13 protein-coding genes are annotated in these 12927 nt (G+C 56.9%); 3 read left to right on the top strand and 10 right to left on the bottom strand.

Annotation, left to right across the window (positions count from 1 at the left end; all coding sequences use genetic code 11):
- Positions 1–83: 83 nt before the first annotated feature.
- A complete protein-coding gene (pldA, locus tag L3069_RS00985; RefSeq protein ID WP_022646666.1) occupies positions 84–953 on the bottom strand; it encodes a phospholipase A in 870 nt (289 codons plus the stop codon).
- A gap of 160 nt (positions 954–1113) precedes the next feature.
- Between pldA and yigI the strand changes: the two genes are divergently transcribed.
- On the top strand, positions 1114–1581 hold the full coding sequence (gene yigI / locus L3069_RS00980; RefSeq protein WP_038415046.1) for an acyl-CoA thioesterase YigI: 468 nt from the start codon (positions 1114–1116) through the stop codon (positions 1579–1581).
- Between the two features lie 51 nt (positions 1582–1632).
- The gene (gene rarD, locus L3069_RS00975) at positions 1633–2529 is read left to right on the top strand and encodes an EamA family transporter RarD (RefSeq protein WP_023299047.1); all 897 of its coding nucleotides are present in this window, start codon (positions 1633–1635) and stop codon (positions 2527–2529) included.
- A gap of 43 nt (positions 2530–2572) precedes the next feature.
- Here rarD and corA read toward each other — a convergent pair whose 3' ends face one another.
- The 8 genes from corA to L3069_RS00935 form a co-directional block, all read right to left on the bottom strand.
- Positions 2573–3523 carry a magnesium/cobalt transporter CorA gene (gene corA, locus L3069_RS00970; RefSeq protein ID WP_003860807.1) on the bottom strand — a complete coding sequence of 317 codons (951 nt, stop codon included), beginning with the start codon at positions 3521–3523 and terminating at the stop codon, positions 2573–2575.
- A gap of 150 nt (positions 3524–3673) precedes the next feature.
- Positions 3674–3730, bottom strand: a complete 57-nt coding sequence (gene ysgD / locus L3069_RS00965) for a YsgD/CorL family protein (RefSeq protein WP_212743980.1) — start codon at positions 3728–3730, stop codon at positions 3674–3676.
- Positions 3731–3879: 149 nt separating this feature from the next.
- Positions 3880–6042, bottom strand: a complete 2163-nt coding sequence (gene uvrD, locus L3069_RS00960; protein WP_017383586.1) for a DNA helicase II — start codon at positions 6040–6042, stop codon at positions 3880–3882.
- 79 nt (positions 6043–6121) lie between these two features.
- A complete protein-coding gene (gene yigB / locus L3069_RS00955) occupies positions 6122–6838 on the bottom strand; it encodes a 5-amino-6-(5-phospho-D-ribitylamino)uracil phosphatase YigB (protein ID WP_022646664.1) in 717 nt (238 codons plus the stop codon).
- Positions 6838–7740 (bottom strand): tyrosine recombinase XerC, encoded by a 903-nt coding sequence (gene xerC / locus L3069_RS00950; protein ID WP_038415045.1) that lies wholly within the window; start codon positions 7738–7740, stop codon positions 6838–6840. The genes yigB and xerC overlap by 1 nt, the downstream gene beginning before the upstream one ends.
- Positions 7737–8444 carry a DUF484 domain-containing protein gene (locus L3069_RS00945; protein ID WP_038415044.1) on the bottom strand — a complete coding sequence of 236 codons (708 nt, stop codon included), beginning with the start codon at positions 8442–8444 and terminating at the stop codon, positions 7737–7739. Before L3069_RS00945 ends, xerC begins: the two co-directional genes overlap by 4 nt.
- The gene (dapF, locus tag L3069_RS00940; protein ID WP_023299045.1) at positions 8441–9265 is read right to left on the bottom strand and encodes a diaminopimelate epimerase; all 825 of its coding nucleotides are present in this window, start codon (positions 9263–9265) and stop codon (positions 8441–8443) included. Before dapF ends, L3069_RS00945 begins: the two co-directional genes overlap by 4 nt.
- A gap of 35 nt (positions 9266–9300) precedes the next feature.
- Positions 9301–9504 carry a lipoprotein gene (locus tag L3069_RS00935; protein WP_006812373.1) on the bottom strand — a complete coding sequence of 68 codons (204 nt, stop codon included), beginning with the start codon at positions 9502–9504 and terminating at the stop codon, positions 9301–9303.
- Positions 9505–9639: 135 nt separating this feature from the next.
- On the opposite strand from L3069_RS00935, the gene cyaY reads away from it, so the two are divergent.
- Positions 9640–9960 (top strand): iron donor protein CyaY, encoded by a 321-nt coding sequence (gene cyaY / locus L3069_RS00930; protein ID WP_032626549.1) that lies wholly within the window; start codon positions 9640–9642, stop codon positions 9958–9960.
- Between the two features lie 184 nt (positions 9961–10144).
- Here cyaY and cyaA read toward each other — a convergent pair whose 3' ends face one another.
- Entirely contained in the window at positions 10145–12688 is a 2544-nt protein-coding gene (gene cyaA, locus L3069_RS00925; protein ID WP_038415043.1) for a class I adenylate cyclase, read from the bottom strand.
- Positions 12689–12927 lie beyond the last annotated feature (239 nt).

Genomic DNA, 12927 nt, shown 5'->3' with positions numbered 1-12927 from the left:
CCATATGCCAGAAATGAAACAGGCGCTATTTTCAGCGCCTGAGAGAGAAACTTCAACGTTTAACGCAAAAACATTCGAGCAGCTTAGAAAATATCGTTCAGCATGACGCCCACACCAACGCGGGTCTGGTTGAAGTTATAGTCGATCAGCGATTCGCCATAACCGCTATACACCTGGGTATAGAGACGAACGTGTTTCGTCACCGGGTAGCTCAGGCCCAGCTCTGCGCCGCCGTAGCCGGTATTCCAGTTGTACTGCCCTTTGGCGCTCAGCACCGCGTCACCCAGCTGATAGCCCACTTTAAGCTGATAATAGCCCATGTATTTGGTGATATCCGGGTTGTCATCGGTGCTGCCCACCACGTACCACGGCTTCACTTCCACCATGAAATTGCCGTTCTGCGCCATCAGACGCGTATAGACGCGATTCCAGCTGCGTGAGGTTGGGTCGGAACGACCGTTGGAATCGTGGTTATAGCCCACCTCCACGTCGCGCAGCGTCCAGCCTGCAAACTCATAATCAGTGGCGAAACCGAGGAACAGCTGCGGTTCATAGTTGGTTTCGCGGAACGGTGAAGATTCCCCGCTGTTGGAGAGCTGCCACCATGACTTCTGCGTGTAAGATGCACCAAGCACCGAGTTCGGCCCCAGGATGCCGCGCCATAACGGGAAGGCCAGGCTGAGCTGGAACTTCACCTCATCTTTACGCGCATTGTCAGACCAGTTATAGGAGCTTATCGCCTCTTTGTTGAGATCGCTGGTCTGGGTATAGATCACGTAGTTTGTGTCATAGGGGTAGAGCGTGAACGGATTGTCATGCTCCTGAAGCATATTGGCGATGATGCTGCCCTGAACGGCAGGTTTATCATGCACTTCTTTGATCGTCGCTTCCTGCGCATATGCTGTGAGGGGCAGCGCAACCGCCGCCAGTAACCAACCCAGATACGTCCGCATCGGTGGTGTTCTCCTGAAATTGTGACATTTAATGAATAGTTTTGTCCGGGCATTCTACAGACTTCTGCGATAACTTCCGCTTCCTCGTTTCTTAAAGTGGCATTCCTTTATCCTGAAGCATAAAATCAACATTTTGTTAACAACAAGGATGCCACGTCAGATGTCAGCCACACTCACCGCCGAAGAAACCTTAAAGCTCGTGGGCGAGATTTTTGTGTACCACATGCCATTCAACCGTGCACTGGGTCTTGAGCTGGAGCGATACGAAAAAGACTTCGCTCAGCTGAGTTTCAATAATCAGCCAATGATGGTCGGTAACTGGGCGCAAAGCATTTTGCACGGCGGGGTGATTGCCTCTGCGCTGGACGTGGCGGCCGGTCTGGTGTGCGTGGGCAGCACGCTGACGCGCCACGACACCATCAACGAAGATGAGTTACGCCAGCGCCTCTCGCGCATGGGAACCATCGATTTACGCGTCGACTATCTGCGACCGGGACGCGGAAACCGCTTCACCTGCACCAGCAGACTGCTGCGCGCCGGGAATAAAGTTGCCGTCGCCCGCGTTGAGCTGCATAACGAGGAGCAGGTTTATATTGCCAGCGCAACCGCCACTTATATGGTGGGTTGAGGCGGCAAATTCGGGTAAAATTACTTCACTTTTTTGTAACGGATTTTCCCGATGGATGCTAAACAGACGCGGCAGGGCGTTTTACTCGCTCTTGCCGCTTATTTTATTTGGGGTATCGCGCCGGCGTACTTCAAGCTTATCGCCTATGTCCCGGCGGACGAGATCCTCACTCACCGCGTCATCTGGTCGTTTTTCTTTATGATCGCGCTGATGAGCATCAGCCGTCAGTGGTCAGGCGTCAAAACGCTGCTAAAAACCCCGAAGAAGGTCTTCCTGCTTGCCCTCTCTGCGGTGCTGATTGGCGGAAACTGGCTGCTGTTTATCTGGGCGGTGAATAACCATCACATGCTCGAAGCCAGCCTGGGCTACTTCATTAACCCGCTGGTGAACATCGTGCTGGGGATGATTTTCCTCGGCGAACGTTTCCGCCGGATGCAGTGGGTGGCGGTGATTCTGGCCCTCTGCGGCGTGCTGGTGCAGCTGTGGACCTTCGGTTCACTGCCGGTTATCGCCCTGGGGCTGGCGTTCAGCTTTGCCTTCTACGGCCTGGTGCGTAAAAAAATCGCCGTGGAAGCGCAGACGGGAATGCTGTTTGAAACCCTGTGGCTGCTGCCTGTCGCGGCGATCTACCTGTTCGGTATTGCCGACAGCGCCACCAGCCACATGGGCAGCAACCCATGGTCGCTGAACCTGATGCTGATGGCGGCGGGCGTGGTCACGACGATTCCCCTGCTGTGCTTCACCGGCGCGGCAACGCGTCTGCGTCTCTCGACGCTTGGCTTCTTCCAGTACATCGGCCCGACGCTGATGTTCCTGCTGGCGGTGGTGTTTTACGGCGAGGTGCCGGGTGCGGATAAGATGGTGACGTTTGCCTTTATCTGGGTGGCGCTGGCGATTTTCGTTGCGGATGCAATTTATACCCAGCGCAGGACTCGCAGAGGAATTTAGGTGCTTTGTAGGGCGGGTAAGCGCAGCGCCACCCGCCTGATTTTTACAACCAGTTCTTCCGCTTGAAGTACAGGTACGGCGCCAGCCCGGCGAGGATCATAAAGATAATCGCCCCCGGGTAGCCAAAGCTCCACTTCAGCTCCGGCATAAACTCAAAGTTCATCCCGTAGCTGGATGCCACCAGCGTCGGCGGCAGGAACACCACGGAAACCACCGAGAAGATCTTGATGATGCGGTTCTGCTCGATGTTGATAAAGCCCATTGCCGCCTGCATCAGGAAGTTGACCTTCTGGAACAGGGATTCGTTGTGCGGTAGCAGGGATTCGATATCGCGTAAGATCTCACGCGCCTGCTCCAGCTGACCGCCCGGCAGACGCGCCTTGCGAACCAGGAAGTTCAGCGCGCGCTGGGTATCCATCAGACACAAACGCACCTTCCAGCCGATATCTTCCAGCTCTGCAAGCGTGGACAACGCTTCGTCGTACTCATCGCCCTGATGGCCTTCCATGATCACGCGGCTCAGCTTTTCCAGGTCGCTGTAGATGTTTTCGATTTCATCCGCCAGCTGTTCGATTTTGGTTTCGAACAGATCCAGCAGCAGCTCATAGGCGTTACCGTCCATCATCGCCTGGCTGCGGGCGCGCATGCGGTAGAGACGAAACGCAGGCAGTTCGCGCTCGCGCAGGGTGAACAGGCGGCCATCGCGGATGGTAAACGCCACGGTGGAGTTCCCCGCGTGGTCTTCGGCATCTTCGAAGAAGAAAAAGGAGTGAATGTGCAGGCCGTCTTCGTCTTCAAAAAAACGGGCGGATGCTTCGATGTCTTCCAGTTCCGGGCGTGTCGCCAGGCTTTGCCCCAGTTCAGATTGTACGCGAAGGCGCTCATCGTCGTCCGGCTCGACCAGATCCACCCATACGGCATCAATGAGGGGCTGTGACTCTTCGGCTTCAAGCCGAGTCAGTCGGTTATTTTCGAGTTGAAATGCGCTCAACATGACCGGGACTCCCAATGCAAAAAATATCGGACAGTTCGGTGGGCACACAGAAACAAATTGGGTTTCAGACCATTAAACAGCCTGACTCAGCGCGACGGGAATGATGCAGTCGCTGACAACCACTAAGGCCATCAGCAAGAGGAGATAGCCTTAGGAGTTGTTCCTGGATGACAGGGAATTGAGCCAGTATCTACTGGGTGTGTCCAAGGCGAATGTCCTCTTAGCGTAATCGTGCGCGCATGTTACGCCAGCAATAACTGTGGCGTCAACACGCAACGGAACGCTGAAGGGCATTAATTGACCTTCAACGTATAAGGCTAGCAGATTATTACAAAATAGTGATATTTTTCTGAAAGTTACACACTTTCCAGCTTGGCATAGGCTGCCACCAGCCATTTGATCCCCTGCCCCTGGAACGCGACCTGCAAACGGCTGTGCTCGCCGCTGCCTTCCAGATTGACGATGGTGCCTTCGCCAAATTTCGAGTGGCGCACGCGCTGGCCCAGCTTGTAACCGGTATCGGTTTCCGAGATTGGCGAGCCCATACGCTGATGACTGACCGGACGGCTGATGCTGGCGCGCAGGCGCACCTCTTCCACACACTCTTCCGGCAGTTCGCCGATAAAGCGCGACGGACGGTGATACACTTCTTTCCCGTACAGGCGGCGGGTTTCCGCGTAGGTCAGGGTCAGTTTCTGCATCGCACGGGTCACACCCACGTAGGCCAGACGACGCTCCTCTTCCAGACGCCCGCCTTCATCCAGCGACATCTGGCTCGGGAACATCCCCTCTTCCATCCCGACGATGAACACCTGCGGGAACTCCAGACCTTTCGCGGAGTGCAGGGTCATCAGCTGAACCGCATCCTGCCAGGTATCGGCCTGCCCTTCCCCCGCCTCCAGCGCGGCGTGAGAGAGGAATGCCTGCAACGGCATCAGGTCTTCGTCTTCTTCGTTGTAGCTGAACTGGCGCGTTGCCGTCACCAGTTCCTCTAAGTTCTCAATACGGGTCTGGCCCTTCTCGCCTTTTTCCTGCTCGTACATGGTGCGCAGGCCGGAATCTTTGATCACCCGGTCAGTCTGGACGTGCAGCGGCATGTCGGCCGTTTCCTGCGCCAGCGCGTCGATTAACTCCAGGAAGCGCTGCAATGCGCTTGCGGCGCGCCCGGCGAGGGCTTTTTCCTGTAACAGCTCGCGGCATGCCTGCCATAGCGTGAGCTGACGATCGCGCGAGGCCTGACGCACCACGTCCAGCGTACGATCGCCGATGCCGCGCGTCGGCGTGTTCACCACGCGCTCAAACGCCGCATCGTCGTTACGGTTGGCAATCAGACGCAAATACGAGAGCGCATCTTTGATCTCCTGACGTTCGAAGAAGCGCATACCGCCATAAATGCGGTACGGCATGCTCACCTGTAACAGCGCCTCTTCCAGCACGCGCGACTGGGCGTTGCTGCGATAGAGAATGGCACACTGCTCCAGCGCACCGCCGTTCTCCTGCCAGGTTTTAATGCGGTTCACCACGAAGCGGGCTTCGTCGAGCTCGTTGAAGGCGCAGTAAATCGAAATCGGTTCGCCGTCGACGCCATCGGTCCACAGCTTTTTACCCAGGCGCCCGTTGTTGTTCTCAATCAGGGCGTTGGCCGCGCTCAGTATGTTGCTGGTAGAACGGTAGTTCTGCTCCAGACGGATGGTTTGCGCGCCGGGGAAATCGTTGAGAAAGCGCTGGATGTTCTCCACCTGCGCGCCGCGCCAGCCGTAGATAGACTGGTCGTCATCGCCCACGATCATCACCTTGCCGGTATCCCCGGCCAGCAGGCGGATCCACGCGTACTGAATGTTGTTGGTATCCTGGAATTCGTCCACCAGAATGTTGGTGAAGCGTTCACGGTAGTGTTGCAGGATATGTGGTTTGTTCAGCCACAGCTCGTGGGCGCGAAGCAGCAGTTCGGCGAAATCCACCAGACCGGCGCGATCGCACGCTTCCTGATAGGCCTTGTAGACGTTCTGCCAGGTCTGCTCAACCGGGTTACCGAAGCTTTGAATGTGGTGCGGACGCAGCCCTTCGTCTTTCTGACCGTTGATGTACCACATCGCCTGACGCGGCGGCCACTGCTTCTCGTCGAGGTTCATCGCCTTGATCAGACGTTTCAGTAAGCGCAGCTGATCTTCGCTGTCGAGGATCTGGAAATCCTGCGGCAGGTTAGCGTCCATATGGTGCGCGCGCAGCAGACGGTGCGCCAGGCCGTGGAAGGTGCCAACCCACATGCCGCCCTGGCTGGTGCCCATTAGCTGTGCGATACGGTGGCGCATCTCCGCCGCCGCCTTGTTGGTGAACGTCACGGCCATAATCGAGTACGGCGAGCAGTTCTCCACGCTCTGTAGCCAGGCGATACGGTGAACCAGCACGCGCGTCTTACCACTGCCCGCTCCAGCCAGTACCAGCAGGTTTGTACGCGAGGCGGCAACCGCGTCACGCTGTTTGTCATTAAGGCTGTCGAGCAGGTAAGAAACGTCCATTGGCACCGTCACGTCATGTCGGGCGGGCAAATGTTTCCATTCGCCAAAACCCTGTTAATTTATACAGAACAATTGATGATTATATCAGCGTCGTGAGGGATGCCAACCGTGAAATTTCCACGTGCGGCAGAAGACGACTATCCGGGGTAGTCATCAGATCGGCATTTTCCGGCTTGATCCAGCAGGCCTGCATGCCGCAGCGGATCGCCCCGGCGACGTCCGTGGTCAGGTCGTCGCCCACGTGCAGGATCTCACCGAGCGGCAAATCCAGTTTTTCCGCTGCCAGATGATACATATCGTTGAACGGCTTCGAGCGTCCGTGCGGGCCCGCGCGCAGCACGAACTGAAAATAGTTCCCCAGACCAAACAGTTCAGGCTGAGCGTTGCCGTTGGTAATGGCGACCAGCGGCCACTTTTCGGCGAGCTTCGCCAGCGTGTCGTGGGTCTCCTGCGGCACGTCGATTCGGCTGCGCCATTTGGCGAAGTTTTCCATGGCCGCTTCAGCACCCATGGCCGCGTCCTGCGCGCTCAGGCCGGCATTGAGCATCGCCTGCTCAACCGCACGGCGGCGCCATTCGGTCACGTCATGGTAAATTTCCGGCTCGGTTTCCCGCAGGGACTGACGCAGCTTCTGGAACTCTTTGTTTTGGATCGCTTTCAGCGCAGGATGGTAGTTTTGCACAAACGCCAGCGACTCCTGCTCGGTACGCAGGATCACTGGGCGGTTATCGTAAAGGGTGTCATCAAGATCAAACGTCAGGGCTGAGATCTGACCGAGTGGGCGGTAAAAACGCATTATTTCCCCCGTTTGGCGCGTGGATGCGCCGCGTCATACACCGAGGCAAGGTGTTGGAAGTCTAAGTGGGTATAGATTTGGGTGGTCGACAGATTCGCGTGACCAAGCAGCTCCTGTACGCCGCGCAGGTCGCCGCTTGATTCCAGCATGTGCGTCGCAAAAGAGTGGCGCAACTTATGCGGGTGAACGTGGCTGTTCAGCCCCTGCTTAATGCCCCACTCCGCAAAGCGCTTCTGCACGTTACGCGCCGAGATCCGCTTGCCGAGCTTCGACAGGAACAGCGCATCCTCTTCCGCGCCAAACAGACCGCGCAGATCCAGCCAGTGCTCAATCCAGGAAACCGCATTGCGGCCGATCGGCAGGCGGCGCTCTTTGCTGCCTTTGCCCATCACCCACACTTCGCCAGATTCCAGATCGAGGTGCTTTAAGTCGAGGTTCACCAGCTCAGAGAGACGCAGGCCCGCGCCGTACATCACCTCCAGCATCGCGCGGTCGCGCACGGCCAGCGGATCGTTAAGATCGATATCCAGCAGGCGGTTTACGTCGTCGACGTCGATATTTTTCGGCAGATGACGCGGGGCCTTTGGCGTGGCGATCCCTTTTGCAGGGTTGGCTTTCAGACCGCCCTGGCTGACCAGCCAGTCGAAGAAACTGCGCAGGGCAGAGAGCCGGAGCGCCAGGCTCGCCGGGCTTAAGTTTTTTTTACGGCTACGCACAACGAAGGCGCGAACCGTGGCGGCGTCACATTGTTGCCAGCTTTTAAGACCGATTTCATCGGCAATCTGCATGATGGCATCAAGCTGACGCTGATAGTTGAGCAGCGTAATAGGGCTAAGCTGGCGTTCTACGCCAAGATAGCGCAGAAAACGGGTGACGTCAGTGGCGAGCAGTCCGTCCGTCATACGCGCTCAATCCAGCGCTCCAGCAGCTCAGGCAGTATCAGGGCGATCTCCTGCAACAGTTGCGTACCCTGCCCCTGTTCATAGTGATGCGCGTCGCGGCTGGTAAATAACATCACGCCCAGGTCACCATCGCGCCCCATCAGCGACATCGCCACCGAGCCGATAGCTTTGGCTTCCGGCAGCACCACCAGCAGTTCTGGCCCGTTAAGCGGCCCCAGATAGTGGTGCTCATGGCCCAGACGCTGAATGCGCAGCGGCTCAAACGCCTGACGGCTCAGCGCCAGATGGGTAAACCCGGACGGCGCGCCAATGCGCCAGCGGTCAGGGAAGAGACGGATCGTCGCGCCTGCCAGCCCCAGCTCGCGCGCCCAGCGATGGAAGCGGTTGAGGAACTCTTCGAGACTGTGCGCGGAAGCCAGACGCGCCTGAAGGTGCAGAAGACGATAGAACAGGCTTTCGTTATTGCTGGCCTGCTCCATCAGCAGCGTCATGTTCTCTTCGAGCTGATTGATGTGGTTGCGCGAGCGCGCCATGTGCCATTCAACCAGCGACACGGTCTCGCGAACCGGATGCGGTACGCGCATCCTTTCGACGACGCGTGCATTGCGGATAAAAAACTCAGGATTGTGCAGCAGGTAATCCACAACAGCGCTGTCATCCAGCTCCGTTACAGGTTCCCGCAGTTCTTCCCCTGGTTGCTTCATAGATGGATAAACCCGTCATAAACATGTGTCGCCGGGCCAGTCATGTACAGTGGATGACCCGCTCCTTTCCAGGCGATATCAAGACGCCCGCCCGGTAATTCCACGCGAACCTCTTCCGCCAGTAACCCCTGCGAGATACCGACGGCCACCGCCGCACAGGCACCGCTTCCGCAGGCCTGGGTTTCGCCCGCGCCGCGCTCGTAAACCCGCAGGCGAATGTGTTCACGCTTCACCACCTGCATGAAACCGATGTTCGCCCGCTCCGGGAAGCGCTCGTGGCTTTCCAGCACCGGGCCGAGCGTTTCAACCGCCGCGGTTTGCACATCATCTACCTGAATCACGCAGTGCGGGTTACCCATCGAGACGACGCCGCACAATACTGTCTGCTCGGCGGCACGCATAATATAGGTCTTTTCCGCTTTGTTGGCGCGAAACGGCACGGCAGCGGGTTCGAAGTTCGGCTCGCCCATGTTCACGCGCACCAGTTCGTCGTCGGTGACGCTGAGCACCATCCGGCCATTGGCGGTGCTGACGCGGATATCGCGCTTGTTGGTCAGCCCTTTCAGCCGAACAAAGCGGGCAAAACAGCGTGCGCCATTGCCGCACTGGGAAACTTCGCTGCCGTCGGCGTTAAAAATGCGATAGTGGAAGTCCAGGTCAGGATCGTAAGGCGGCTCCACCACCAGCAGCTGGTCAAACCCCACGCCCACGTGCCGATCCGCCAGACGACGGATCAGTTCCGGGGAGAAAAAGACATTCTGCGTTACCGCGTCGACGACCATAAAGTCGTTGCCAAGGCCATGCATTTTAGAGAACTGCATCATTTGCTCCATTGCGCGGGTACAGAACGTAATCGTCAGAGATTGACCTGAGTCGGGCCGCCGTTATTGCCGCGATCGTTGGTATCCGGCGTAGATGACTCGATACCACTTTGCACTGGTTTTGTCGGCGGTGGTGCGTTTTTATCCTCTGGCGGGAAGTACAGTGGTCCCTTCAGTCCACAGCCGGTCAGGCTAAACAGAGTGACAAGAACGGCAAGCGTTCGAAAGACGTTTTTCATGTAGAGGTTGCCCGTAAGTTCAAATCTGTTTCTATCATCGCAGGAGAAGACACAAAAGCAAGAGTTTGCCGCTTTCCTGCAACGGGAATTATTTAGCGTTATACTGCCGCCATCACGAAAAACAGGAATAAAACCATGAACGACAGTGAATTTCATCGCCTTGCCGATACCCTGTGGATGACCATCGAAGAGCGTATCGACGAGTGGGACGGCGACAGCGATATCGATTGTGAAATCAACGGCGGGATCCTGACCTTAAGCTTCGAAAACGGCAGCAAGATTATTATTAACCGTCAGGAGCCGCTTCACCAGGTGTGGCTGGCGGCGAAACAGGGCGGTTATCACTTTGATCTAAAAGGTGACGAGTGGATCTGCGACCGCAGCGGCGAAACGTTCTGGGATCTGCTGGAGCAGGCGGCGACCGCGCAGGCGGGTGAGAACGTGAGTTTCAGGTAGTTTTGTTGCCCGGTGGCGGCTACGCCTTACCGGGCCTACAACGGCTCGAACCATAGTCCGGGTAAGCGTGAGCGCCAACCGCAACAGCAGCTCGGACCGTAGGCCGGGTAAGCGTTAGCGCCACCCGGCAACAGCGGCTCAGACCGTAGGCCGGGTAAGCGTTAGCGCCACCCGGCGAAAAGGGTCAGGAGAAATACTGCTGCAACAGCGGCGCAGTTTCCTGGTTAGCGGGCGCCGCAGGGGTAATCGCCTGCGTACGGAACGGGATCACCTGCGCTCGTCCATCCACATTCACAATCTGGTAGAACTGCGGCAGGTTGAAGTTGATAAAGCTTGAGCCGTAGGTAAAGCGATCGTGCGAGGATGAATAGAACCGGCTGACGTCGCGCACCAGCTCCTCTTTGCTGCCTTCACAGTGGTGATACACCTCGGCACGGTTGGTTTCATCCAGAATGTAGATATTAAACCCGGCGTTATCGCCCGACTCCTCGAAGAAGAACTGAATAATCCCTTCACTCGCAAAGCCATCCACCACCTGCGGCAGCTTAACGTGGTTGGTTTCCACCTGAACCGACAGGCCATGCAGTTTGTTGTGTGAAATCGCGCCGTAGAATTCAATGGCGTTCTCCAGCTTCTGCACCGACACGTTCAGGCGCTCAAAGAACAGCCCCCAGGTCTGGCCGGAGACGCGCAGCGCTTTAAAGCGTCCGGTTTCATTCCGGGTGCTGGAAAGACGCAATTCGATGCACTCAGACACCAGCTGCTGCACGCGGGTACGAATCAGGCCGCGAAGGTGCTGGCTGTAGCAGAACACCTCCACGCTGTCCGGCGGCGCGGCGTCCTGGTGCATCTTGCCGAGGATCGTTTTCAGCGCCTCGATCATCGCCTGCTCGCCGTTAAAGTGCAGGGTACGCACTTCGTTCCACGAGTTGCGGTACAGCAGATCCACGCTGCCCACCAGGCAGTTTTGCTGCTCACCGAAGCTAAAGACGTCCAGCTTACGGAAGTCAAAGTGAACCACCTGATTGCGGAAGGCCGCCGTCGGGTCGTATTCCAGGTTGACGATGATCGCCAGATGGCGAATCTCACACGGGCTGTAGAGCGCTTTTGGCGTCGGCGCAGGCAGACGCAGTGGGAAGTGGTGCGAGACATCCGCCACCATCTCCTGCAACTTGGCTAAATCGACCACCTCGTTGCCCTTGATAAACAACCGGGTGCGTGAGGTGAGAAGGCCGTTAAACCAGGCCCAGGCCACCAGCTTGTTAAGGTAGCGGTTATACTCCAGCGGCTGATGGCTGATGATCGAATTCATGCTTGGCGCACGGTTGTACAGATACCACCCGGTGCGGTTCGCGCGGCCCGGCGGCACGTAGATAAAGGTCAGATTCGGTTCAGACAGGTCAGGCGAAATCTGTGGGTTCACCAGCGTTACCTTGCCCGGCAACGCTTCAAACGCGGCGTACAGTTTACGGGTCAGCACCCCGATATCCTGTGGGCTGGCAGAAACGCTAAGGTTGTTACGGCGGGCAAAGCGGATCAGGTTGCGGTAGCTCTGCATCATCGCATCAAGCAGCTCGTTGTGCGCCTCGCGCACCTGATCGATTTTCCAGTTGGCGCGGTTGTCGAGCATGGCGAGACGCGCTTCGTCCCATCCCCACTCTTTGACTAACTGGCTGACCACTTCGCGGCGCCAGCCAACGCAGGCGCGCTCGCGGCTCAGTTTTTCACAGACTTTGAGATAGAAACATCGACGCACCAGGTCAAGACGCGTGGCGTCATCAATGGCCGTCAGGTATTCGGTGACGCGTTCCAGCATCATGCAGTAGGCATCAAGCCCGTAGGAGACGATCTCCCCATCGTGCAGACGCTGCTTAATATCTTTCGCCAGCAGACGCGGGGTGGGGTATTCCCAGGAGTAGGCTTCCAGCAGCAGGGTTTTCAGCACCGCTTTGTACGGTGAATCAATGCTCTTATAGAGCTGCCAGAGGCTTGCACCAAAGTATTCTTCGGCGGACAGGGAGCTCAGACCGCCCAGATCCAGCCACTCGTTTGGCGTCAGTACGCCCTGCGAGTAAAGCGACATGACGTAGTCGTCATAATTCTCTTCTTCATCGCACGGCACCATATTCCACAGAATACGTTTTCCGGCCAGGCGAACCGCAGTACGGTAAAACTCATCCAGCAACAGAATGTGCTGAGTCGAGCCGCAGTCTTCACCACCCAGACTGCCGCTTTCGTTATGGCGGAAACGGTTTTCATCAATCAGGAAGAAGCTCACTTCCACGCCGAGCGACGCCGCCCAGCTCTCCAGCAGACTGCATTTACGCTGCAACAGCTGGCGCTCTTCATTGTCGAGCCAGGACTGATGGCAGACCCAGATATCCAGGTCAGAAGAACAACTTTGCCCAACCGATGACGTGCTGCCCATGGAGTAAACCCCGGTAATCGGCAGCTCGCCTTTCGGCGAAACCTGCGGCGGCATACCACGGTAAAGCTCAAGTTCAGTCAGATAGTGCTGTTGGGTTTCATCAGGCGTGAAGAGGCAAATGCCCTGGGGAACGTTACCATCGAGGTAACCCGGCATTAGCGGATGGTGATAGTGCAACAATGTCGGCAGTAGACTGTATACCTGCTGGAAAGCAGGGCCCATGGCAGCAAGCGCGCGATCCACACGCAATTGATTGATGGCATCCAGTCTCTGTTTCAGAGTCTCAATATAGAGGTACAAGACGTATCGCCTGATGTTTCCGGGTGTCGCACGCCAGTCAAAACAGAACAAGCAGCGGACCCGCAGTATTTCAAAAAATAACCGTTACCCTTTTTCGCCTTGTTCTTTTCTGGTGGTACAGACGAAAAAATGGTCTAAAACGTGATCAATTTAACACCTTGCCGGTTGACCGTAAAGAAAGATGCGCTACATACAAGTGTAGCACCGTTCTGTACGTGTAAATTCCTGAATACGGCGGT

The organism is Enterobacter cloacae complex sp. ECL411 (assembly GCF_021869665.1).
Classification (GTDB): Bacteria; Pseudomonadota; Gammaproteobacteria; order Enterobacterales; family Enterobacteriaceae; genus Enterobacter; species Enterobacter intestinihominis.
Note: the sequence above shows the minus strand (reverse complement) of the source record. Positions and strands in the feature narration are given on the sequence as shown.